Raw genomic sequence first — 23587 nt, 5'->3', positions numbered from 1 at the left:
CGCAGGCAGTTCGGTATGCGCAGCCGAGTGTTGCGGATGCGGTGAAATTAGTTCTGAACTTTGTCGATAGGGAATTAAAAGTCGATCAACCATATTATCACAATATCTGCCACGAGCCGACAGTTTTCCCGCGCCAACGTCGCTGAGGCCATCGACCTTTTATGAGGTCGGATTTATGAGACAGCAGTGAGATCAGGGCCGACCTGAAGCAGGAACGGCCCTGAAAAAGAGTGTCAAGCTGCCGGTGGAATGCGCAGAACCTGTCCTGGATAGATCTCGTCTGGGTCTTTCAGCATGGGGCGGTTGGCCTCAAAGATGGCGGAATACCTCTTTGCATCGTGGTAGAATTGTTTGAAAATTTTGGAGAGTGTATCACCGCTCTGGACAGTGTAGAACTGGCTCGGACGATCACCCGGACCTGTAGGCTCCACTGGAGCTCCGCTGCCGCCCCCAGCAGGCGCGGTGGCTTCGCCGCCACCGCCATTCGAAGCCACTGCCAATTGGTCGTCTACCTTTCCAATGCCGTGGACATTCCCCAAGGCTACCGCGATTTTCTCGCGCTGCTCCTGGCTGGCGACAGCTCCGCGGACTATTACCATGTCGTCGTTGACAGTGATGTCGAGACCGTTGGTGTCAAAGCCCAGTTTCTTCAGATGCTGCCGCAGGGTATCCTGGGTCGGGTGCTCCCCACCTAGTTTCGGTCCGGCATCGCGGCGGAAGAAATCGAACAAGCCCATCGCGTTCCCCTGTTTGCTGGTTTGATCAGACAACACGCATGGTCCAGGAACCGTTCCGGCATCAACTGGTCGGCTGCGGCTCTCGTCTGATCTGAGATCCCCTGGTGCGGAACTCCCGACTTCGAAGCGCGCCGATGAATCGACGTGATGTGCTGACGCCGGTCGGCACGGAAATTCGTTGATAATAATGGAAGTTGTGGAGCTCAGAATGCGCGCGGTTTCCCAGCCATCTCGTAAATGTTTACAGCGCGAACAATCTGATCTATATTTTCATCTTCAGCGCCCGAATACCGTGCTCTCTATAGATAACGGCAGTTGCCTTCCTGGATACGGAGCGTGGTTATGTGCCACACCCATCCCAGCACCCGCAGAGATCCGGTAGCCGCCTTGGCCACCGCTGGCGTAACTCGGGTGACGGCGCTCAGAGATGATGGCTCCTCCTTACGAATGCTTGCTCTGTGATCTCCCCCGAGCCGCCATGGCCTCTGAATGAGCCGGCCCGCCTCGACCGGCTGAAGGGATATTGCATCCTCGACACACCGCCCGAGCCCGTGTTCGACCGGCTGACCAGGCTTGCCGCCCGTGCCTTTGGCATGCCCATCGCGCTTGTCAGCCTGGTCGATGAAGGTCGCCAATGGTTCAAGGCGCGTCATGGTCTTCAGGTCCAGCAGACGGCTCGCCGTCTTTCCTTCTGCGCCTATACCATCCTGGAAGACCGTCCCATGGTGGTGCCGGACGCGATGGCGGATGAGCGCTTCGCCGACAACGACCTCGTTACCGGGGAGCCTTTTATTCGCTTCTATGCCGGGGCGCCATTGAGGACGCCCGAGGGATTGCTGCTGGGGACCTTTTGCGTCATCGACCATCAACCACGGCATGATTTCGGTGAGCAGGAGCAAGGCGATCTGGCGGAGTTCGCTCGCATCGTCATGCAGGAGTTCGAAATGCGCGCGGCGCAACGCGCAGCGGCGACGGCGGAGCAGGCGGAGCGGCAGGCCCGCGCCGCCACGGAAAGGGCCGAAACTCGGTATCGTGCCGTGGTCGAGACCGCCGTCGACGCGATGGTGGTGATCGACGAAGCGGGTGTGATGCAGTCCTTCAATGCCGCCGCCGAGCACATCTTCGGCTACGCCGCCGAGGACATGGTCGGGCGTAACGTGTCGGAACTGATGCCTGAGCCAGACCGGTCCCAGCACAAGGAGTATATTGGCCGCTACCTGCGGACCGGCGTTCCCCAGATCATCGGATCCGGACGCGAGGTGGAGGGTCGGCGACGCGACGGAACTGTCTTTCCGCTCGAACTTGCCATCGCGGAATGGTGGGATGGCAGGCAGCGCTTCTTCACCGGTATCATGCGCGACCTCACCCAGCGCCAGAGGATCGAGCAGAAGCTACAGCAGAGCAACATGCTGCTTAGAACTTTGATCGAGGGTATCACAGACCCGGTGTTCGTGAAGGATGCGGACGGGCGGTTCCTGGTGGTCAACGACGCCACCTGCCGCCTGTTTGCCTCCAATCGTGATCAAGTTCTGGGCGCGCGTGATCGGGATTTCTATCCGCCCAAACTCGCCGCCCATATCGAGGAATTCGACCGGCAGGTGATCGAGACCGGCGAAACAGTGGTGCTGGAGGAGGAAGTTCTCGACTGCACGAGCGGCCAAATGCGCATCTGCCTGACCACCAAGGCTCCCCTGCACGCAGCCGAGGGCCATATCATCGGGGTGGTCGGCATCGCCCGCGACATCACGGAACGAAAACGCTTCGAGGACAGCCTGCGCGCGGCGAAGTCCGAAGCCGAACGGGCGAATGTGGCGAAGTCCAAGTTCCTTGCCTCGGCCAGCCACGACCTGCGTCAGCCAGTCCAATCGCTGGTCCTGTTCATGGGCGCTTTGCAGGGGCATGTTGACGGGACCCCGGCGATGCGCATCCTACATTCCATGGAGCAGTCGCTGGATGGCCTGCGGATGCTGCTGGACGGACTGCTCGACGTCTCCAAGCTGGATGCGGGGCTGGTGACAGCCAGCCCGGTGGCGATGCCTCTCGCCCCCATCATCCAGCGTCTGGCTGACGAATACACCCTGCGCGCGGCGGAACTGGGATTACGGTTCCGGATAAGCGGCTGTGGCGCGGTGGTGCAGAGTGACCCGGTGCTGCTGGAGCGCATTCTGCGAAATCTGGTGGAGAACGCGCTCCGCTACACCGAACGCGGCGGGGTGCTCGTCGGGTGTCGTCGACGTGGCGGCCAATTGCGCATCGAGGTGGCTGACACTGGCATCGGTATCGCGCTGGACCGTCAACAGGAGGTGTTCGAGGAATTCTTCCAGGTCGGCAACCCCGAGCGCGACCGCGGCAAGGGACTGGGTCTGGGGCTTGCGGTGGTACGTCGGCTTGCGCGCCTGCTAGGGCATGAGGTGGAGGTCCGATCAATCCCCGGACGCGGATCGACCTTCGCTCTCACGGTGCCGCTGCTCGATGTCGACGGAAAATCCCCCGAACAGAGCGGAGCCATTGCGCCGGAGGAAAGCAGCGGCGTCGTGTTGGTGATCGATGACGAGGAGTTGGTTCGGGCCGGAATGCAGGCGATGATCGAGACCTGGGGATACCGGGTGCTGACCGGGGCCTCCTGCTACGACGCAATTCGGCTGCTCGAGGATGATCCTCCCGACATTTTATTGGCCGATTACCGGTTGCGCGACGCGGAGACTGGGTTGGACGTGATCGGGGCTGTGCATGCTCGCCTCGGCAAGCGCATCCCGGCGGCAATCGTGACGGGAGACACTGCGCCGGAACGACTGGCCGAAGCCCAGACAGGTGGATACCGCCTGCTCCACAAGCCGGTGGCGGCTGCAGACCTCCGTATGGCGGTCATGGACCTGATGGGCCAAGCCGCGCGTCGCGGTTCCGACCCACAGGACGCCGGCGCTACCACGCCTAAGAGTTGCTAAGGCTCGCTTATTCGGACGCGCTGGGTGCGCGTGAGGGAGGAGCCTCGGGATTAGAGCATCGCGCGTGAAATCTGAATCGAGGGTTGCGCTTGGGCGTCTGGCGTGATTCACCGTCGTTGGAGGTGGATCATGGATCGCAGCTATTCGCCGGACCTTCGGGTTCGGATTTACGGAGAGATCGAGCAAGGCGGTTCGCGTCGGGCGGCGGCGCGTCGGTTCGATGTGAGCGCGAGCACGAGCGTGCGGCTTGCCCAGCGGATGGCGGCGACGGGCACGCTGGAACCGGCCCGGCAGGGGCGCCCGCCGGGCGGCGGCAAGTGACAATGCTCGCTGACATGGTAGATTCCAACGATCTGCAGCGCCAACCACCGCTCGAACTCCGACTGGGTAATGCGCGCCCGGCCTTCGGCGTCATACTCACCGCGCTGCCGGGGATCGGAGAAGGTGGTGCCAGGCAGCAGATGCACCTCGCCCATCAGGCAACCGTCGTTGCCATGACCCCTTTCAGACCGGCCCGTCGCAGACGACCGTTGATCTCCCGCACCAGCTTGGAGACCGGCGGCTTCTCGCGCGTCAGATAGGTGTCGTCGATGGCCGCTGAGATGATGTCCGTTGTCGCGGTGTTCAGCCGGGACCGGCCCTTGGTCCAGCCTCGGCGCAATTCCAGGACGGATTCTGGCTTTGGATTGTCCAGGTACCGACCCAGCGGCTTGTACAGGGTCACCGCGCTGACGCCGAGTGCCGCAGCCTCCCGTTCGACATCCTGGCGGGTTCGCTGTGTCAGTCCCGCCAACCGGGTCACAGCATCAAGCCGCGCGCGCTGCTGAGCCGCTTCCGCATCCGACTGGTCCAGAAACCGCAGTCGTCCTCCGTAGCGGTCGGTCGACATTGGCGTGCGCTCCGGTTAACCTTATTGAGGTCAGGCTCGTGCTTCAGTTTGCGTTATTGGTATCCAGTTAACAATATTGCTGCCGGGCTAAGCATTTGGATATCAACGTTTCGCGAGTTAAGCTTATTGAGAAGACCGACAGCGCCATGCTCCCAGACCACCCGCTGAGCTGGTCCCCATTTCCCGGACAGTTGGATAAGCTTGGTTCGCCACGAGGAAGGACGGACCCGATGACGGGGAAACGGAAGCGGTATTCTGCGGAGTTCAAGGCGAAGGTGGCGCTGGAGGCGATCCGGGGCGAGTTGACGGTGTCGCAACTCGTGGCCAAGCACGGCGTGCATCAGACGCTGATCAACGCTTGGAAGAAGCAGGCGACGGATGGGATGGCTGGTGTGTTCTCCGGCAAGGCGGAAGCCGCCGAAACCAGCCATCAGGGGGAGGTGGAAAAGCTCCACGCGATGATCGGCCAGTTGGTGGTGGAGCGCGATTTTTTGCGCAAGGCCTCCGGTCGATGAGTGTCGGCCGGAGGCGGGAGCTGATCGAGCCGGAACATCCGCAGTTGTCGATCACTCGACAGTGCGAGCTGGTTTCCATCAGCCGGTCCAGCTACTACGGGCCGGCCAAGGGCGAACCGGCCGCGAACCTGGAGTTGATGCGGCTGATCGACGAGCAGTTCCTGGAAACGCCCTGGTACGGCAGCCGGCAGATGACCCGGCATTTGCGCCGGCACGGCCATGAGGTCAACCGCAAGCGGGTCCGGCGCTTGATGGCGCGGATGGGGCTGCGGGCGGTTTACCAGCGTCCGAAGACGACGGTGCGGCACCCCGAGCACAAGATTTGGCCGTACCTGCTGCGCGACGTGACCATCGACCGACCCAACCAGGTCTGGTGCGCTGACATCACCTAGATACCGTCGGCGAATTGTTGATCCTTCATCCAGTAAGGGGGAGGGCTCACCATGTGCCTGCATCCGGCTCCGATCGGCGAAGTCCCTATCGAGACCGTTCGTATTGCCCGTGGCGCTTTTCCCAAAGGCACAGTGGTCATGCGGCTGCGCGACGAGTTCAGCGCCCTGTATCGCGATGAGGATTTCCAATCCTTCTATCCGAGCCGGGGCCAGCCGGGTCTCGCGCCCTGGCGGTTGGCCCTGATTACGATCTTCCAATTCCTGGAGAACCTAAGCGATCGCCAAGCCGCCGACGCCGTACGCGCTCGCATCGATTGGAAGTATGCATTGGGACTCGAACTGACCGACCCTGGCTTTCACTTCAGTGTCCTCACCGAGTTCCGTGCACGCCTAGTCACCGGCGGAGCGGAACACCGGCTGCTCGACATGATGCTGGAGCGTTTCAAGGTGCGCGGTTTGATCAAAGCCCGCGGGAAGCAGCGTACCGACAGCACGCACGTGCTGGGCGCCGTTCATGACCTGCATCTTCTGGAGTTGGTCGGTGAGACCCTTCGCGCCACGTTGGACGATCTCGCAGCGGTGGTGCCGGAGTGGGTGCGCCAAGTCGCACAGCCGGTCTGGTACGAGCGCTATGCACATCGCATCGAGGACTGCCGCCTTCCCAAGAGCCAAGCCAAGCGCGAGGCCCTCGCCCTGGAAATCGGCGCGGATGGGTTCGCCCTGCTCGATGCCTTAGATGAGCCCACCGCGCCACCGGCCGGCCGTGAACTCCCGATGGTGCAAAGACTGCGGCATGTATGGCGGGTGCATTACGCCCATGAGGACGGCGGCCCCCGTTGGCGGGCCGGGGCGGAGTTGCCGCCGGTCGGCGAGCGGCTGCAGTCACCCTACGATCCGGAGATGCACTTCAGCATGAAGCGGCAAACCCAGTGGTCAGGTTACAAGGTGCATGTCACCGAAACCTGCGACGACGACACAGCGCATCTGATCACGCACGTGAAGACCTGCCCCGCGATGGAGCAGGACATGACGAGCACGGCGGCAATCCACGAGTGCTTGGCTGCCAAAGGGCTGCTTCCGGCTGAGCACTTTGTGGACAGCGCTTACATCGATACCGAATTGCTGGTGCACAGCCGACGCGATTACGCCGTCTCGCTGGAGGGACCGGTGCGCAGCGTGTCGAGTTGGCAAGCCCGCACCGGGCAAGGGTATGACCTGCCCCACTTCCGGATTGACTGGGAGCATGAGCAGGTCACCTGTCCGCAGGGCAAAGCGTCGGTGACCTGGCGCCTTGGCCGTGACGAAGTGGGCAAGCCGCGCATCAATGCCGTGTTCAGTCGTTCCGATTGCGGTGCCTGTTCTGCTCGTCCCTTCTGCACGCCGGCGAAAGCGGCGCGCCGCAGTGTGTTCTTCCACCCCCGTGAAGAGTATGAAGCGCTCAACGTCGCACGGGCACGGATGGACGATCCAGTTTGGAAGGAACGCTATCATGTCCGGGCTGGCGTAGAGGGTACGCTCTCGCAAGGCGTGCGGGCCTTTGGAATGCGCCGATGCCGCTACATCGGACTGGCAAAAACGGCCTTCCAGCATGTCTGTATCGCAGCGGCGATGAACGTCGCGCGGATGGTGCATTGGCTGGATGGCCAACCGCGGGCCAAGACACGGGTAACCCGCTTCGCCGCCTTGGCGCCGGTAGCGTGAATTCGCCGACGGTATCTAGGTGATGTCGGCAAGCCAGACCCGGTTGGGCTCGGCCACCTGGAAGGCTTGGCCCAGCAGATCGGGAGCGACCGGCAGGCCATGGCGGCTGTCGGTCGTGACGGGCCGGAACCGGCGTGCGGCTGCGCCCCGGATGCCGTGCCGGCGCATCAGACGCGCCACCCGGCCCCGGCTGGCGGCGACGCCCTCCGCGCGGAGGGCGGCATGCACGCGCGGGCTGCCATAGCGGCCATGGTGGCGACCATGAACGCGTCGGACCTCGACCAGAAGCTGTCGGTTGGCGGCGGCCCGCTGGCTTTCCGGCCGCCTACGCCACGCGTAGTAACCGCTGGCCGACACCCCGAGCACCGAGCACATAAGCCGGGTCGGGAACTCGTCCCGGTGGTCCTCAACGAAGCGGAACCTCATCTCGGTGCTTCCGAGAAGATGCTGATGGCCTTTTTTAAAATGTCGCGTTCCTGCCGGGCGCGCTCCAGCTCGCGTCGCAGCCGCGCGATCTCCGCCGTCTGCTCGTCCGGATTGGCCGGCATGGCCGTGCCGGATACGGCAGGGGAACCAGACCGTGACCGCGGCGGGTGGCCTTGGGCTACCCGGCGCCAGTTCCGCAGCACCGAGGCCTGCAGGCCTAACTCCCGCGCAACATGCTCCAGCGGCCGGCCACTCCCTTCCAGCAGGGCAACGGCCTCACGCTTGAACTCGTCCGTGAAGGATCGCCTTGTCTTCGTCATCAGACACCTTCCCGCTCCACTCGGAGCTTAGCTGTGGTGTCCACCGAACCGGGGCAAGATCACCTCGCCTTCCTGACCCCATGATGCGGCGGCCTGCGCGCCGACCGCGAAGAGAGGCGCGTGGCCCAGGGGAACGGTCATTCGTACAACCCGACCGACGGCCAGTTCAGCGCCGCGCACAAGGACCGTCAAGGACGCGGTGCCCGCATCGCTGACGCGGTAGCCTGCGGCCATCCTTGACCGTTCCTGTGCGCGGCGCTCCGATGATCCCAGGTCGGGACGAAGGGATGGCCTGAACCAGTCGAACAAAGGGATGAGCGCACACCCATACTCGCCGACAATAGCAAGGAGCAGAATAGGCCCATCTGGCCTTGACCCGACAAACCCAATCAGAGAAGCGTCAGTCCATCAACTGAATGCGAAGTTGACAGCACCCTGCCTATCACCATCACGCGGCCCGCACTGTTTTGATGAACGTGCCCACCTCGCTCTTCAGCCGCTCCGCTTCCTGAGCCAAACTGGCGGCAGCGCCCAGCACTTGCCCGGCCGCCGCACCCGTTTCCACCGCCGCCTGGGTAACACCAGCGATGTTGGTGTTGACCTGTTCGGTGCCGCGGGCGGCCTGGGCGACATTGATGGAAATCTCGCCGGTCGCGGCATTCTGCTCCTCGATGGCTGCAGCGATGGCCGTGGCGATCTCGTTCAGGCGGGCGATCGTGCCGCCGATGCCGGCCATTGCGCTTTGCGCGCCCCCCGTCGCCGCCTGGATGTCCCGCACCTTGGCCTGGATTTCGTCGGTGGCGCGCGCGGTCTGGTTGGCCAGCGCCTTCACCTCGCTAGCGACCACAGCGAAGCCTTTGCCGGCCTCGCCGGCGCGGGCGGCCTCGATGGTGGCGTTCAGGGCCAGCAGGTTGGTCTGGCCGGCGATCGAGGTGATCAGCTCGACCACTGCGCCGATCTGGCTGGCGGTGTCGACCAGGCTCTGCATTAGAACCTGGGTCCGCTCGGCCTCCAGCACCGCGGCACCGGAGATTTGCGACTGGTTTGACACCTGCCGGCCGATCTCGAGGATGGAGGCCGCAAGCTCTTCGGTCGCGGCGGCGACGGTCTGGACGTTGGCCGAGGATTGTTCGGCGGCGGCGGCAACGGCCGTCGCCTGCGCCGATGCCTGGGTGGCGTTGGTGGACAAGGCACTCGCAGCACCTTGCATCTGGACCGCCGATGCCGCCACCGTTTCGACGATTCCGTGAACGCTCTCTTCGAAGTGGCTGGCAAGCTGGTTGAGCTGAGCTTTGTGCTCGGCCTCGGCGCGTGCCTTCTGCTCCTCCTGCGCCGCCTGCAGCCGGCGCACCTCCAGGGCGTTGGTCTTGAAGACGCTCAAGGCACGCGCCAGCGTCCCGACTTCGTCGCGCCGTGCGCTACCGGCAATGGCGGTGTCGAGATCGCCCTGCGCCAGCTGCTCTATGGCACCGGTGATGCTGCGCAAGGGGCGCACGATCAGCCCTACGACCACCAGCAGCGTCAGACCAAGGCCAAGGACAACGCCAACGATGGAGGTGAGCAGGATGGCCGTCCGGGTGTCTATAGCAACCGCCTGGGTCTGGGCGACTGCCTTGTCCATCTCCGTGCGGTTGGTCTCGACGCGCTCGTCGATAAAGGCTACCGCCTTGCGGCGGGCCGGGGCGGCCTCGCCGGCGCTGATCGTAAAGGCCGCCTCCTGCTGACCGCGTAGACCGAACTCGATCGCCTTGACCGCCGCCTGGCGGTAGGCGGCCAGGAGTTCCGACATCACGCGCGTGGTCTCGCGCCTCCGCTCTGTCGTCGCGGTGCTGCCCAGCTGGACCAGGATGGCCTCCGTCGCCGCCATCTCCGTCTGGAAGAGGTCGGCATAGGCGCGTTTCTCGGCGTCCTTGGCCTCCAGCATCAGGTTCTTTTCGGCAATGGTCGCGGCATTGAGATGGCGGCTGATGTCCAGCAGCTGCGCGCGTCGTTCCGCAACGATGCCCAGCGCATCCTGGGTCAAGTCCTTCAAGGCGTCGACACGGATAATGGAGGTTGTGCCGGTCACCATCATTATGACCAGCAGTAGCGTGACAGGAAAAAGAATCTTCACCAGAAGCTTCTGATTGGCGAACCAGTTTCTCATCATGCTCTCCACAGCACTCACTGGCGCTTATGCTACCCAGCCAAAGGGCGTGATGGTAAGGCGCATCTCCCTGTAAAAATAGTTGATTTTATCCGTGATATGTCACGAAAAGCACCATAGGTTTCCTCGTTTTATTTCATTACGGAAACGTAATTTCATTACTGAATCATCATCTGCTCTCTGTCAGGATGAGCTTGCATGTTCGACACAAGGAGGCAGACCCCCGACCTTACACCGGCCTTGTCAGCCTTAGCGCCACCTTGTCCGGTGGCGCCGGGCCGGAGTAGAGGATCACCTCTCCTTGACTTTGGCGCACGAATTGGCGCGAGTGCGGGGTCCGTTCGCGTTGGGTGGTGATCAGGCGAGCTTGCGGGTGGCTGGCATGCCCAAGCTGCTCATGATGTTCATGACTTTGCAGCCGGCGGCGGCTTCGACCTGCTGGGCAGGCAAACTCCGGGCGCGCAGGCTGCGTCCGATCAAAACCTTGTACTGGAGCATCGCCACCTCGGCCAACGCTCTTCTGCCGTATTGGACGGCTCGCTGACAGCCCAGCCAACCACGCTCCTTGATCGTCTGAATGTGGCGGTCGCGCCGGGTGGGCGCGCTCTCGGCGGTGTCGCTCACCACCGCGGTCGCGCGCGGCGGGATGATTACCTCGGCGTCCGGCGCACGCTCGGCGACAGCACGACAGACGGGCTCGTGACCTGGTCGGGCAACGGACCGACCAGCGAGGCGTCTCCCTCCTCGTTGCCCGTCAACGCCGAGGCGAGGATCTCGCCAGTGGCGGGATCGACGGCCAAGTGCAGCTTGCGCCAGCATCGCCGCGCCGTTCCGCCGTGCTGTTCCAGGTGCCACTCGCCTTTCCCGAACACCTTCAGCCTGGTGGAAGCGATCACCACCGTCACTGGCCCGTCCGTCCTGGAAAGCGCTGACGCGACTTCCAGATTGGCGCTGCGCCCGGAGAAGGTCGTGTGATCGGGAACTGGGAGGTCCAGGCCGAGGAGGCGTATGAGCGAGCCGAGCAAACCCTCAGTCTGCCGCCATGGCCGACCGAATGCCGGCGCAGCATCAACCCGGTCTCGATGGCGATGTCGGAGTAGCGCGCTGGCCGACCAGCCCGTCCTGTGACGGGCGGCGTCCACGCGGCGATCGCCTCCGGCGTCACCCAGATCGTCAGGTTTCCCCGCCGGCGCAGCGCCGCAACGTAGGCAGCCCAGTTCTCCACATGGTACCGGGCCTTCGGGAGCTTGTGTCGGCGCGGCTCCTTGGCCTTGTAGGGCATCGGGGTCTCGGATTCAGCGGGCCGCTTCTATACCCGCTCGCCCTACCGACCGCCACCAGGCCGAACTTGTTGCACCAACGTCTCATGTTCCGGTTGATCTGTGGAGAGGAGCTCCAGGTAATGCTGCCGAATGTCAGAAGGAGTCATGATCAAACCAGCGCTGTCGGACACGACAACTGCATATTGGAGTTGCTCTGGAACGCTCTCCACCACATAGCGAATAGCCAGATCGGATCTTGGGAATGTCCTCGTCCAGAGAGAGCCGAAATCCGTTTCCATTGGTCCCCATACCACGAAGCTCATGCGTACCTCCAGAACGCCGCGAGGAAACACTGCTAGATACTCTGAGGATTTCCCAGAATCTATTTGCGACTATTGTGTGTCCGCTTTGAAATTTTGCCGAAGGATTGAAAATGACCCAGGAGGAATTAGGCACTGCCCCCTCCCACTCCTGCGTCGAAAATCCGCCAGCGAGCCGCTGATGGTGGAGCGATCAAGAACCGAAATCCCTTGTTGTCTTAAATCAATTGTTGACGTTGGCGCTCGCAGTATGAGGGTGGTGGCCAGCGGGGCGGCAGCTGGCCGCGATACGATCGGAGTTCGGTGGGCTGGCAACACACCCGCCGGCCATATTGATGGTATATGACAGTGGCAGGGGCGATGATCAGTCGAAGTTGGGCACCTGTCCGAAAAATGTGGCGCAAGGTGGGTTTGCGCGCTCGCCTTGAGGCGTTCATTCTTTTGGCCATCCTGCCGCTGGCGGGGCTGGTGTTCTTTCTGGTCCTGCAGGAGCGCAGCCAGGAGATCGAACGTGCCCGGCAGAACATGGTTGTTCTTGCGGAGCGCGGGGCCTCCCAGCATGCCGAAACCCTTCGGCAGGCGCACAGTGTCCTACAGATGCTCACGTTGGTGCCCGAGGTGCGGATGGCGCTTCCTCAGGAGTGTGGCAAGCTTCTGCAACAGACAACCGCCGTCACCCCCTGGTCGACCGGCTTTTCAGTCGTTCACCCCAATGGTCAACTGCTCTGCGACAGCGACGGCAGGCAGTTGAGCATCGCCGATCGCGACTATTTTCGACGCGCCTTGGCCAGCCGAGAGTTCACAGTCAGCAACTATATCGTCGGACGGGCCAGCGGAAAGCCAGTTCTGATCGCCCTGCTGCCGATGCTCGACGATGTCGGTGAGATCGACCGCATCCTGCTGGCCGGAATTGATCTACGCTGGTTCTCCAACCTTGCCGCGGAGGCTGCCCAGGCATCCGGCGCGATTGTCATGCTGCTGGACAGTCAAGGGACAATCCTGGCCCGCCAGCCGGACCACGCTGGCGTGATTGGTGCCTCGATCGCGGACCACCCGACCATCAGGGCTATCTTATCCAGCACTGCCGGGGTGATTGACGGTGCCGGGCTGGACGGAACCGCGCGCCTCATCGGATACGCCTCGCTTGAGGCGAGCGGAGCCCGGCTAATCGTTGGGATCGCCCAAGAGGGTGTCGTCGCTGCGGTTGATCGCCGGGTGATGCTCAGCACCGGCGTGGTGGTGCTTGTGGTGCTTCTGGTGGTTGGCGGTGTGTGGATCGTCATGGAGGTCTCCGTCCTACGTGGGCTGCGGGACCTCCACGCCTCGGCAACCCGGATGTCGTCGGAGCATTTCGACCCCCGTCACCCCTGTGCCCCCTCCGCTGTACAGATGGGCGAAATCGGAGAGGTTGCCAAAGCCGTGCGGTCCATGGGTCGCAAGCTTCACACCGCCGCCCACCAGGATCGGCTAACCGGCCTCGCCAACCGTCGCGCGTTTGAAGGTTACTTGGCACATCTGAAGGCAGAGCCCGAGCTGCCGGAAGGGGCGGTGCTTTATATTGATCTTGACGGGTTCAAGCCGGTGAACGACCAGCATGGGCACCATGTCGGCGACGCGGTTCTTGAGGAGGTTGGTGCCCGGTTGGCTGATTGCGTGGACGATGGCGGCATGGCAGCCCGCGTCGGCGGTGACGAATTCGTGGTTGTGCTCACCGTGCCAAATGGTCGGGGATACCTGGTCGCCAAGGAGGTTGCGCTCCGCATCATCGAGGCCGTTGCAAAGCCGTTCACCGTTAAAGACAAGCCGATCTGTATCGGATGCAGCATCGGCATCGCAGTGTGGGCTGCCGGCGAGGCGGACTTGGACCGCACGCTTCAGCAAGCCGACCAGGCGCTCTATGGTGCCAAGCGGTGTGGGCGCGGTCGTGCGGTGATGTACGGTGACGCCGCCGCCGCCCAACCGCCTAGGAGGAGTGCAGGCATGCGTTGACGCCCGATATCTCGGCTTCTGGCGACGCTGGAAGGCTGTTCAGGGACGGGCTCACCCCGGCGGAGGCTCGATGGACTGAACCGCCGCAATGACCAAGCTGACGGAACCAGGCTTCTTGCGTCTATGGTCGTGTGATGCTGTTCATAAAGAGAGTCAAAGCTCGTTTTGATCTTGCCCCGGTTGGGTGGACACGGGTTCACGCAGACTTTAGCTCGGCCTGTTCGGGGTTGATATCTCCGATGGCCGAGTGGGCGCGTTGGCGATTGTAGTAGGTTTCGATGTAGGCGAACACCTCCCGGCGGGCTTGGTCGCGGGTTTCGAACCGAGTGCGGTGGACCAATTCGACCCTCAACCGTCGTAAGCGGGCGGGTTTTACCTGATCTCCTCCCGCCGGCAAACTTTGCAACGGAACCCCCCATGCGACACGCCGGCGGTCGGTGAGCCGGTGCAACCAGCACGTCCCGGCCGCCCAGCGACGGGCGATCCATGCTCGAAGGGTTGCCGCCTTGCGCGACATGCTCGCCATCGCCTAACAAACCATGCCGGAAGGCGGCCGCGCCGCGCCCACTCGCTCGGCTTGGCGCGAGAGCTGACGGAACCCATCAGAGAGGCACCTATCGCTCCAACCGGAAGAGCGTGCCCTTTTCACTGGGACCGATCGATGTGTTCGCATCCAACTGCTCGGCCAGCGCCTGGACCAAGCCCAACCCAGCGATGCCGCTGGAAGGTGCCGCCACTGTCATGCCGACACCATCATCGCGGATTTCCAACCGCAGTCCCTGGCAGCTTCCCTCGAACGCGATATCGATACGTCCCTGATGTCCGTTCGGAAAGGCGTGCTTCAAGGCGTTCGAGATTATCTCTGTGGCGATCAATCCGAGCGGAATGGCCGTGTTCAGGTCGAGGCAGCCACCGCTTGACCCGACGTGTACGGCGACCTGACCGCTCATGCCGAAGGACTGAAGCAGCCCGGTGCTGAGAACTCCGAGGTAGTCGCTGAAGTCGACACAATTTCCATTATCAGTTTGATAAAGCGCTTCGTGAACTAGGCCTATCGCGCGGACGCGCTGGGCGGTCTCCTCAAAATGCTGCCGCGCCGAAACATCCTGCAATCGGTGCCCGCGGAGTTCCAGCAGTGTGCAGATGACCTGAAGGTTGTTTTTGACGCGATGATGCACCTCACGCAGGAGGACATCCTTATGTGCAACAGATTCCCGTAAGGCGGCGGTTTGCTCAAGCACGCGGGATTCGAGCTCTGCATTCAGCTTGGCAAGCTCCGCCTTGGCCTGCCTCATGTCGCCGCTCTCGAGCAGTTCCCAGGTGCCTTGACGCCGGACGACGGCAAACTGATGGCTGCGCACCACGTCCACCACCCCGGCCGGATGACAACGGTCGAAGCAGTAGCTGCACATCGCCACAATCGGATGTCCTTGGAAGCGGGCGCTGACCTCGGTTTCGTACGCCGTGAAGCTCTCCCAGTCGTGGCGCTCCACCCAAAAGGCATTCCCCGTGATGCGCAGCCCTACATAACCCTGTGACACCGCTTGGTGCGTCCGATCGAGCCAGCCCTTCAGGACAGTATCGGTGTTTAGCCCGCTGCCGCGTGCGTACCAGTCCTGGTAATCAACGATTTCGATCTGCCCCGCATGTTCCCGATGTCCCAGGTCGGGCACGACGGCACCCAGGGCAATACGGGCCTCTGCCGCCGTAAACGGCTCCGAGGTGATCCACAGGCACCGCTCGCCACCGTCCAATCCGGCTTTGAAGTAGGGCACCAGAGTGTCGGCAAGGTCACCCGCGGTGTCGTAGAACTGGCAGAAGTGCGTGCCCCAAGGTATGGCCCCGACACCTGGAATCCCGCTGTTCGTGACGACGCTCATGTCCTCTCCTTGCAACTGAAATCCGGACCGAGACCCTGAGGTGCAGTGAGCCGTCTGGAAGCGGCGTAGACGCTACTCCGAAATGGTTGTCGCATTCAACGGTGGGCCACTCCACTTATCCCTTTTCGATGCAGGATCGCGGACATGCCCGGATGGCTGCGTTGGTGATGATCCGAATGATAGGCGGACATGGGCAAAATTCTGGTGGTCGAGGATGAGGCGCTGGTGGCCCTTGGCATCGAGACCGTTCTCCTCAGCCAAGGGCACGAGGTTGTCGGCATCGCTGCAACCGCGGAGCGCGCCTTGCACCTCGCCGGGCAGCACACCACCGACATGGCGCTTATGGACATCAACATCCGCGGCCCGATGAACGGAATAGAGACGGCCGTCCGATTGAAGGAGCTTTACGGCATTCCGATCGTTTTCATTACGGCGCAGACCGATACCGCAACGCGGACACAAGCCATGTCCGTCCAGCCGGTCGGCTATCTCACCAAACCCTACACTGCAGCCGAGCTGACCCGGGTTGTCGCTGACGTGTTGTCATCCCTTCACTCCTGAATGCTTGCAGATTTTTGGCGAATCGTAATCTGTGTTGTGGATATTGCGCGCACCCGCTTGACAGTCAAAAAGAAGGGTTAGGCATGCGTGAGGAATAGGATGGCCAGCATTTTTCGTGTTTACTGCCCTATCGGATAAACTCCATAGAGCGAGTGATGCCCAGCCGCTTCTTCCATTTTCTTCCCTTGGCGGTGCTTCCGCTGCTCGTGTTCGAGATCGTCACGCAGTTGAATCTGCGTGACACCCGGGAAGTGGAGATCCGCCAAGAGGCGGCGCGCCTGCTCGATCTTGTCGTGACCGAGCAGCATCGCTTGGTCGAGGATGTTCGGCATGTTCTCGGCACCGTCGCGTCGATCGGCGACGCCGAACTTGGCGCCCCAGACTGCCAAGCGAGCTTCGAGCGCATGAAGCCACACCTGCCCGATGCCCTAATAATCCAGTTTGCCGACCGGCAGGGCATCGTGCGATGCAGCACCAACAGGCAGACCCTAGGCGCGTTCATCGGCGATCGGCCCAATGTGCAGCGGGCGCTCGCCACCAGTGCCTTCGCAATTGGCGGCTATAGCGTTGCGCAGGGTGTTGGCGACACCATCTTCACCTTCGGGCTCCCTTACGTGGGTCCAGACGGACAATCTGCCGGAGTGCTCACCGCACTGCTCGACCTGCGCTGGCTGAAAGACTACCTGTCCCGCAAGCCGTTGCCGCCGGACACTGTGATCGTGCTAGCCGATCGGGATGGCACAATCCTCGCCCGCGCACCTGAGATGCCTGGGTTGGTCGGTCAGACACTGCCCCAGCAATACCGCTTCATGTTGGAAGGCCCACAGCGAAGTATCGCTGAGGTGGTGGGGGACGACGGCATCAAGCGCGTGGTGGCGTACTCGCCGGTTCGCGCAGATGTGACTGACCTGATGGTCTGGGTCGGCTTAGGCAAGGACCACGCCATGCGGCCGGTAGAGGAGGCCATGTGGCGCACGCTGGCGGTGTTCGTCGGTCTGCTCGGCTTGGCGGTGCTGGTGACCGCTTGGGCTGTGAGGCATGTGGCCCAGTTGCGTGATCAGTCGGTTCGGACCGCCCTGAGGACGGCCACGGTGCTGGAGAGCACGACCGACGCCGTACTCGAGGTGGACCGTAACTGGCGGGTAACCTTCGTGAACGAGCGCGCCAGATCCATCTTGGCACGTGACGGCGACCTGATTGGCCAGGTGTTCTGGGAAGCGTATCCCGAGTTGGTCGGCACCGAGGCCTGGTCCCGCGCCCAGCAGGCTATGAATGCCCAGAGCGCCTGTGAGTTCGAGATCGTAGGGCCGTTGTCCCGACGCTGGTACAGCGCACGCGCTTTTCCCTCCAAGGACGGCTTGGCCATCTTCTTCCAGGACGTCTCGGCGCGAAAAGCGGCCGAACAGGAACGCGAGGAACTGGCCAAGGAACTGACCAACGAGCAAACACTGCTCAAAGGCGTGCTCGAGCACCTGCCCTCGGGGGTGTTCGCGGTCGCCGCCCCCGATGGCCGCCTTCTTCTGCACAACTCGGCCGCCGAGCGCCTCATCGGTCACTCTGTTCACCTCGCGCAAAGCGTTGAGGATTATGCAGCATACGGCGCTGTCCACCCGGACGGCTCCCCGTACCGACCTGACGAGTACCCGTTGGCCCGCGCGCTGCTGTTCGGCGAGAGGGAGGCACATGGCGAGATGCGCTACCGCCGCGGCGACGGTACCATCACAACCTTCGCTGTAAGCGCCGCGCCTGTCAGGGATCCGGATGGGAAGATCGTGATGGCCGTCAGCATCTTCCATGACATTTCCGAACTTAAGCGTGCGGAAGAAGCACTGCGCCGGAGCGAGGAGCGCCTGGCCTTCGCTCTTGCCTCGGCCCGAGCTGGCACCTTTGATACCGATTTGCAGACCGGCACAATCCACTGGTCGGCGGAGAGCTACCAACTGTTCGGTGTAGAACCGAACGGAGAAGGCATCCGGCTGGAAACTTGGTTTGCTCTGATCCATCCTGAAGACCGCAACCGTGTTCTGGCCGAACGGGAGCGGATCGTACGCGAGGCGGATCCCCACTACGACGTTGAGCATCGCGTGCTTCGGCCAGACGGTCGTAGCGTCTGGGTAGCTGTGTTGGGCCGCTTCGTTTTTGGTGACGATGGAACGCCGATCCGGGCAAGTGGTCTGTACCTCGACATCACCGCCCGCAAGACGGCCGAAGAGGCTCTGCGGCGCAGTGAGGAGCGGCTAAATTTTGCGTTGGCGTCGGCCGCCGCGGGCACGTGGGACTGGGACATCCCGAGCGGTGATCTGACATGGTGCGGAGGGATGTACAGGCTGCACGGCCTGTCGCCGGAGCATTTCACGCCGAGCTATGAGGCGTGGCTGCCCTTCGTCCACCCCGATGACCGCAGCCACGTACAGAATACCGTGCTCACGGTGCTGGCCTCGACCAGCGACGAGTACAGGATTGAGCACCGAATCATTCACCCTGTGCACGGCGAGCGGTGGCTGATGGGCGTCGGCCGGATCGTTCGCGACGACAGGGGTGCACCACTGCGGTTGACCGGGGTCAGCCTCGACATCACGGTGCGCAAGCGCATGGAAGAGGATCTGCGCTCTGCCAAGCAGGAAGCCGAGCGGGCGAGCTTGGCAAAGTCGAAGTTCCTGGCTGCCGCCAGCCACGACCTGCGCCAGCCGCTCCAGTCGATGGCGCTGTTCGGCGGCGCGCTGCACGCACATGTGAAGGATGGCCGTGGCAGGGACATGTTGCTCATGCTGGAGCGCGGAACCGAGACGATGAAGTCTCTTCTGGACAGTCTGCTCGATGTCTCCCGGCTGGATGCCGAGGTCGCCAAGCCGCAGCTGTCCAGCTTCGATCTGGACACGCTCATTCAGGAGATCACCGACTCCTATCGACCGCTCGCCGCCACCAAGGGGCTGTCCGTCTTGTCTGACGGGTCGTGCTGTGGCGTGGCCGTCCGCAGCGACCGCACCATGCTTGGGCGGATCATCCGCAATCTCGTCGAGAATGCGGTCCGTTACACCGAACATGGGGGGATCACGGTTTCGTGGCGGATTGAGAAGAACAGCGCGTGGATCGACGTCGCTGACACCGGCATCGGCATTCCTGTAGACCAGATCGCCATGATCTTCGACGAGTTCCACCAAATCGGCAATCCCGAGCGGGACCGCAGCCGTGGTCTTGGGCTGGGACTTTCGATCGTGCAGCGCCTGGCCCGCATCCTTGCCCATGAGGTCAGGGTCCGATCGACGCTCGGAGAGGGATCCGTTTTTTCTGTCCAGGCACCGGTCAGCGCCGGCACGGAGGTGCCGGAGGACGTGACCGAAGACAACCAGACACGCAGCCCGATCGGCCGTGGCCGCCTTGCGCTCGTGATCGATGACGATACCATCGTCCTGATGTCGCTGCGGACCCTGCTGGAGGAATGGGGGTACGATACCCTGATTTCCGGCTCGTCGGAACAGGCCCTGGCCATCATCGCCGACGACGGGCGCTGCCCCGACGTAATCGTCGCAGACTATCGCCTACGGGCCGGACGGAATGGCTGCGAGGCAACCAGGGACGTGCGCAATCATCTGGGGCTGATGATCCCGGGCATCATCCTGACCGGCGAGACGGGAGCGGAATGCGCGCAGGACATCGCGCGATACGGGTTGGAGGTGATCCACAAACCGGTTATGCCCGGCCAGTTGTCGGTGGCTTTGGAAAAGCTGCTCGGCGGTACGAGAAAAGACGGCATGCTGTAAGAAGCTGTTTATGGATGTCATGCGGGGGTGCCCAGAAACCTGCCAAAATCAACCAAGTGGCCAGTTGATGACAGTGCCCAGAACGCCCTAAATCTCTGTAGAAGGGAGGGGCTTCGCGACAGACAATGCTCCCGGGAGGTAAGGAGAGGCAATGTTTGTTGTGAGTGAGGAGGAGCGGTCTGCCATCCGTCAGACGTTCGAAGGCAGCGGTGAATGGGCTGCTGTAGCCGAGCTGCGTCGGTACTTACCTGGACTTTGCGCATTTATGCCCGGATTGGCATGTTGCATGGATGGGAGCGGTGTCGTAGGTCGAGCCCCCTTCTCCGTTCCGGTCGCCCACTATGCCGTACAAGGCCAATGCCGCTCGTCGCCATCACATTCCCCGGCTGCAACGCAAAGTGACGAACTGGGCCGAGTATGACGCTGCCCTGCGCCAGCGCGGCAACCTCACTGTCTAGGTAACGGACGAGGCGAACGAGCAGTGGAAAGCGGCGCCGCACGCCCGGGGGACAAGCGAGCTATTCGGATCTGGTGATCGCCACGGCGCTGATGCTGAGGGCAGTGTTCCGTCTGGCGTTGCGGCAGACCGAGGGGCTGATCAGCTCCGTCCTCCACCTGCTCGGGCTGGACCTGCCGGTGCCTGATCATTCCACCATCGCCCGTCGCGCCCGGACGGTGTCGCTGCTATCGCCACCGCGCTCGAGCAGCGCGCCCCTTCATCTGCTGGTGGACAGCACCGGGCTAAAGCTGTGTGGACCGGGCGAATGGCTGATCGAGAAACACGGTACCAAGCGGCGGCGCTCCTGGCACGCTCTGCACATTGGAATGGACGCCGGCAGCGGCCGGATTGTCGCCGCCACGCTGACCGACCGTGGTGTCGATGACGCCTCCCAGGTCGCCCCCTTGCTCGATCAGATCACCGAGCCCTTGGCCACGCTGACCGGAGACGGCGCGTATGACCGGACCCAGGTTTACGAGGCGGTCCAGCAGCGTCATCCCGAAGCTGTGGTCGTGGCGCCGCCGCGCAGCGACGCCGTGCTGAGCGACACCGCCGAGACCGCCCCTTCCCAGCGAGACCGCCACATCCAGACCATTGCTGAGAAAGGCCGGATGGCGTGGCAGCGGGCGAGCGGCTACAACAAGCGCGCCGGCGTGGAAAGTCAAATGGCGCGCTGGAAGGGCGTCCTCGGCGAAGCGCTGCGCTTCCACGGTGACGCGGCGCAGGCCACCGAGGTCGCCATTGGCGTCGCGGTCCTCAACCGCAGGCTCGACCTCGGACGCCCGAACTCCGTCCGCATCCCCTGATCACCAACACGGCTTGGGTGATCTCTTGTCCTCGCCGCCTCCGTGCAACAAGCCGGCCGCGGCTGCAGATTTGTGAGGCTGGTTCGAAGTCGCATCAGCGCCGTATCTCCAGTTGCGGGAGAAGCAACGATCTCAAACGCCTTGGACTGCGCGCGAGCACAGTAAGGCCTGAACTTGTCCGACCAACGTGATCATAGAGAATGGCTTGTGCAGCACAACCAGTCGGTCTGGCTCCTCCTTAGGAAGGTATTCGCTGTATCCGGTCAGTACAATAACTGGAAGGCTGGGACGTCTGTCCCTCAGTGCCCGGATGACATCGTGGCCACCCAGGATGGGCATGCGCATATCAGTTACCAACAGGTCCGCTGGGTCTGCCACATCAGTGGCAATGGCTTCTTGCCCGTTATGAGTGATGGTGACCCGAAAGCCTTCGGCTTCTAGGACTTCTGCCAAAGCCAATGCAACAAGGTCCTCATCCTCTGCGACAAGGATATGCGTCCCGTACGTCATCACTCGTACCCATTTGACACAAATGTAATTTAGTTCGATATTGTATTAATGTGTTCCCGTCTAGCAGCAATCCCCTCTATGCTGAGAACAGTGCTGTAGCCGACCTTATCCCGAGCCGTCGGCTCATTCGGTTCGGACCAACATACGATCTCATTGGCGGCGGAAGACTGTGGAGTTCGCCAGCCCCACACAAACATCATGCGCTTGCTGTCCGCTGTGCAGCGTTGCTCAAGCAAAATCATACCGGGCTTTGGTGGAGTGTATCGGTCCAGCCAATCGACTTCACAATGCTGGCTTCCATAAAGCAAAGTGCTCCGCGTCATAAACATCTCCGTCGGAGAAGATATACAAACACTGATATTTTGATCATAACTGCCGCTTGTCCAGAAAAATGGCGATATGCTAAAACTATCATAACGTGAAAGTGTATTTCTTCATGAAATCAGGGTCCATAATCGGGAAAAAGGCTGCTTACACTCCTGCCCATTACTCCTCTGGTCACATGCCAGTCGCATACTGGAAAGTCCGCATGGAAAAGGCTATTCGACCGGGGTAAACCTCATACGGCCTATCGACTTTAGGGCTCGGGTGATGGAAGTGGGGAGGGACCGGTGTCGTCGTTGATCAGCCAGCCTGCTGAGCTTTCTCCAGCCGTCCTCCTTGAAATCATCAAAGCACAGACGGAGATCGCCAGGCTTGGACCGGACCTCGGCGGCGTCATCACCTGTGTGGCGGCACAGGTCCAGCACCTGACCAACGCCGGCGGCGCGATTGTCGAGCTGGCGGAAGGTGATGATATGGTCTATCGCGCAGCGTCCGGTATGGCGGCAGCGCAGCTGGGCTTGCGCTTGCAACGCCGGGGCAGCTTGTCAGGCTTGTGTGTCGCCAGCAATCAGATCCTGTGCTGTGACGACTCCGAAACGGATCCTCGTGTTGATCGCGAGGCCTGCCGCAGGGTCGGACTTCGATCCATGGTGGTTGCGCCCCTTCGCCACAACGAGGTTGTTGTCGGCGTCCTCAAGGTCGCCTCCGCAGTCCCAAATGGCTTCACAGCGTCTGATGTTCGGGTGCTGGAACTGATGTCGGATATGGTCGGCAGCGCCATGTATCAAGCGGTCAAGCATGAGACGGATGAGCTCTATCACCGCGCGACCCATGATCCTTTGACGGGGCTGGCCAACCGGGCTCTGTTCTGTGACCGTCTGCGCCAGTGCCTAGGCGCGCCGGAGTACCGGCCGAACCAAGCCGGTCTGATCATCCTGGACATGGACGGCTTGAAGTGGATCAACGATACCTATGGCCATCGAGTGGGCGACGCCGCGCTTTGTGAGACGGCGGAACGCATTTGCAGGGCTGTGCGTCCAACCGACACGGTTGCCCGCCTGGGTGGGGATGAGTTTGGGATCGTGGTGCCTGAGGCTGGCGACCGCACACGCATATCGCTCGTCGCTGAGAGGATCGCTGGTGAGGTGGGTTTGCCCTTCTGCTTTGAAACGGCTGCATTGTCGCTGAGTGTCAGCGCCGGGACTGCCATGTTCCCGGAAGACGGCACTGAGATTGATGTGCTGATCAACGCTGCAGATCAGATGATGTACAGCATCAAAAGAAATCGCGCGATCGTACGGGTCCGTTGATCAGGGCCATCAACGAGGTCTCTTATGTCCTGGAAACGTGATATATCAGGATATCTGGGATATGGATTGACGCAGGTGAGCCTCACCGCGCCCGGACGATAATCCTGTTGACGGTAACCGCCTGAGATGCGGAGTGCTTGGCGCTGTCATCCCCGAAAGGGAATGGGCGAATGGCCATTGCGCGCGGTTCTGTTGCCCGCGCCAGCGGTCTGCATACCGCTATACTCACCTATGGTTGTGACATTTCACTCGGACATATAATAACTACTCGCGGCCACGATGTCGTTGCACATA

12 protein-coding genes and 5 pseudogenes are annotated in these 23587 nt (G+C 62.2%); 9 read left to right on the top strand and 8 right to left on the bottom strand.

What is annotated here, in order from left to right; genetic code table 11:
- Nucleotides 1-233: 233 nt before the first annotated feature.
- Nucleotides 234-737, bottom strand: coding sequence for a LysM and BON domain-containing protein (locus ACCD06_RS19295; RefSeq protein WP_413342678.1), 504 nt, complete (start codon nt 735-737; stop codon nt 234-236).
- A 458-nt stretch (nt 738-1195) separates the two neighbouring features.
- Between ACCD06_RS19295 and ACCD06_RS19290 the strand changes: the two genes are divergently transcribed.
- Nucleotides 1196-3682, top strand: a complete 2487-nt coding sequence (locus ACCD06_RS19290; RefSeq protein WP_413342676.1) for a PAS domain S-box protein — start codon at nt 1196-1198, stop codon at nt 3680-3682.
- A gap of 129 nt (nt 3683-3811) precedes the next feature.
- The gene (locus ACCD06_RS19285; RefSeq protein WP_413342674.1) at nt 3812-4003 is read left to right on the top strand and encodes a hypothetical protein; all 192 of its coding nucleotides are present in this window, start codon (nt 3812-3814) and stop codon (nt 4001-4003) included.
- A 154-nt stretch (nt 4004-4157) separates the two neighbouring features.
- Here the strand turns inward: ACCD06_RS19285 and ACCD06_RS19280 are convergent, their stop codons facing one another.
- Nucleotides 4158-4571: a hypothetical protein gene (locus ACCD06_RS19280; protein WP_413342672.1), complete on the bottom strand. Its 414-nt coding sequence runs from the start codon at nt 4569-4571 to the stop codon at nt 4158-4160.
- Between the two features lie 230 nt (nt 4572-4801).
- Between ACCD06_RS19280 and ACCD06_RS19275 the strand changes: the two are divergent.
- Both ACCD06_RS19275 and ACCD06_RS19270 read left to right on the top strand, forming a co-directional pair.
- Nucleotides 4802-5475 (top strand): annotated as a pseudogene (locus ACCD06_RS19275) (IS3 family transposase); the annotation flags it as partial.
- A 54-nt stretch (nt 5476-5529) separates the two neighbouring features.
- A complete protein-coding gene (locus ACCD06_RS19270; protein WP_413342670.1) occupies nt 5530-7179 on the top strand; it encodes an IS1182 family transposase in 1650 nt (549 codons plus the stop codon).
- Nucleotides 7180-7197: 18 nt separating this feature from the next.
- Here the strand turns inward: ACCD06_RS19270 and ACCD06_RS19265 are convergent.
- The 3 genes and pseudogenes from ACCD06_RS19265 to ACCD06_RS19255 form a co-directional block, all read right to left on the bottom strand.
- A pseudogene (locus tag ACCD06_RS19265) lies at nt 7198-7925 on the bottom strand (IS3 family transposase); the annotation flags it as partial.
- 448 nt (nt 7926-8373) lie between these two features.
- The gene (locus ACCD06_RS19260; RefSeq protein ID WP_413342668.1) at nt 8374-10071 is read right to left on the bottom strand and encodes a methyl-accepting chemotaxis protein; all 1698 of its coding nucleotides are present in this window, start codon (nt 10069-10071) and stop codon (nt 8374-8376) included.
- Nucleotides 10072-10428: 357 nt separating this feature from the next.
- Nucleotides 10429-11353 (bottom strand): annotated as a pseudogene (locus ACCD06_RS19255) (IS5 family transposase).
- Between the two features lie 693 nt (nt 11354-12046).
- Between ACCD06_RS19255 and ACCD06_RS19250 the strand changes: the two are divergent.
- On the top strand, nt 12047-13642 hold the full coding sequence (locus ACCD06_RS19250; RefSeq protein ID WP_413342666.1) for a diguanylate cyclase domain-containing protein: 1596 nt from the start codon (nt 12047-12049) through the stop codon (nt 13640-13642).
- A gap of 196 nt (nt 13643-13838) precedes the next feature.
- Here the strand turns inward: ACCD06_RS19250 and ACCD06_RS19245 are convergent.
- A pseudogene (locus ACCD06_RS19245) lies at nt 13839-13994 on the bottom strand (IS3 family transposase); the annotation flags it as partial.
- Nucleotides 13995-14256: 262 nt separating this feature from the next.
- The gene (locus ACCD06_RS19240; RefSeq protein WP_413342664.1) at nt 14257-15522 is read right to left on the bottom strand and encodes an MEDS domain-containing protein; all 1266 of its coding nucleotides are present in this window, start codon (nt 15520-15522) and stop codon (nt 14257-14259) included.
- Nucleotides 15523-15711: 189 nt separating this feature from the next.
- Here ACCD06_RS19240 and ACCD06_RS19235 point away from each other — a divergent pair, with 189 nt between their 5' ends.
- The 3 genes and pseudogenes from ACCD06_RS19235 to ACCD06_RS19225 all read left to right on the top strand — a co-directional run bounded on the left by ACCD06_RS19235 (nt 15712) and on the right by ACCD06_RS19225 (nt 21149).
- Nucleotides 15712-16083, top strand: a complete 372-nt coding sequence (locus ACCD06_RS19235; protein ID WP_413342662.1) for a response regulator — start codon at nt 15712-15714, stop codon at nt 16081-16083.
- Between the two features lie 155 nt (nt 16084-16238).
- Nucleotides 16239-19844, top strand: coding sequence for a PAS domain-containing protein (locus ACCD06_RS19230; RefSeq protein ID WP_413342660.1), 3606 nt, complete (start codon nt 16239-16241; stop codon nt 19842-19844).
- A gap of 341 nt (nt 19845-20185) precedes the next feature.
- Nucleotides 20186-21149, top strand: a pseudogene (locus tag ACCD06_RS19225) (IS5 family transposase).
- Between the two features lie 132 nt (nt 21150-21281).
- Here the strand turns inward: ACCD06_RS19225 and ACCD06_RS19220 are convergent.
- Nucleotides 21282-21659 carry a response regulator gene (locus tag ACCD06_RS19220; RefSeq protein WP_413342658.1) on the bottom strand — a complete coding sequence of 126 codons (378 nt, stop codon included), beginning with the start codon at nt 21657-21659 and terminating at the stop codon, nt 21282-21284.
- 611 nt (nt 21660-22270) lie between these two features.
- Here ACCD06_RS19220 and ACCD06_RS19215 point away from each other — a divergent pair.
- Nucleotides 22271-23293, top strand: a complete 1023-nt coding sequence (locus ACCD06_RS19215) for a diguanylate cyclase domain-containing protein (protein WP_413342656.1) — start codon at nt 22271-22273, stop codon at nt 23291-23293.
- Nucleotides 23294-23587 lie beyond the last annotated feature (294 nt).

The organism is Azospirillum sp. CT11-132, from assembly GCF_047302835.1.
Taxonomy (GTDB): Bacteria; Pseudomonadota; Alphaproteobacteria; order Azospirillales; family Azospirillaceae; genus Azospirillum.
This window is presented reverse-complemented; position numbering and strand designations above follow the sequence as displayed.

Bases quoted from the DNA above. Each gene is read 5' to 3' on its own strand.
- ACCD06_RS19295 (WP_413342678.1), bottom strand. From the start codon at position 737: ATGGGCTTGTTCGATTTCTTCCGCCGCGATGCCGGACCGAAACTAGGT.
- ACCD06_RS19285 (WP_413342674.1), top strand. From the start codon at position 3,812: ATGGATCGCAGCTATTCGCCGGACCTTCGGGTTCGGATTTACGGAGAG.
- ACCD06_RS19280 (WP_413342672.1), bottom strand. From the start codon at position 4,571: ATGTCGACCGACCGCTACGGAGGACGACTGCGGTTTCTGGACCAGTCG.
- ACCD06_RS19270 (WP_413342670.1), top strand. From the start codon at position 5,530: ATGTGCCTGCATCCGGCTCCGATCGGCGAAGTCCCTATCGAGACCGTT.
- ACCD06_RS19260 (WP_413342668.1), bottom strand. From the start codon at position 10,071: ATGAGAAACTGGTTCGCCAATCAGAAGCTTCTGGTGAAGATTCTTTTT.
- ACCD06_RS19250 (WP_413342666.1), top strand. From the start codon at position 12,047: ATGTGGCGCAAGGTGGGTTTGCGCGCTCGCCTTGAGGCGTTCATTCTT.
- ACCD06_RS19240 (WP_413342664.1), bottom strand. From the start codon at position 15,522: ATGAGCGTCGTCACGAACAGCGGGATTCCAGGTGTCGGGGCCATACCT.
- ACCD06_RS19235 (WP_413342662.1), top strand. From the start codon at position 15,712: ATGGGCAAAATTCTGGTGGTCGAGGATGAGGCGCTGGTGGCCCTTGGC.
- ACCD06_RS19230 (WP_413342660.1), top strand. From the start codon at position 16,239: ATGCCCAGCCGCTTCTTCCATTTTCTTCCCTTGGCGGTGCTTCCGCTG.
- ACCD06_RS19220 (WP_413342658.1), bottom strand. From the start codon at position 21,659: ATGACGTACGGGACGCATATCCTTGTCGCAGAGGATGAGGACCTTGTT.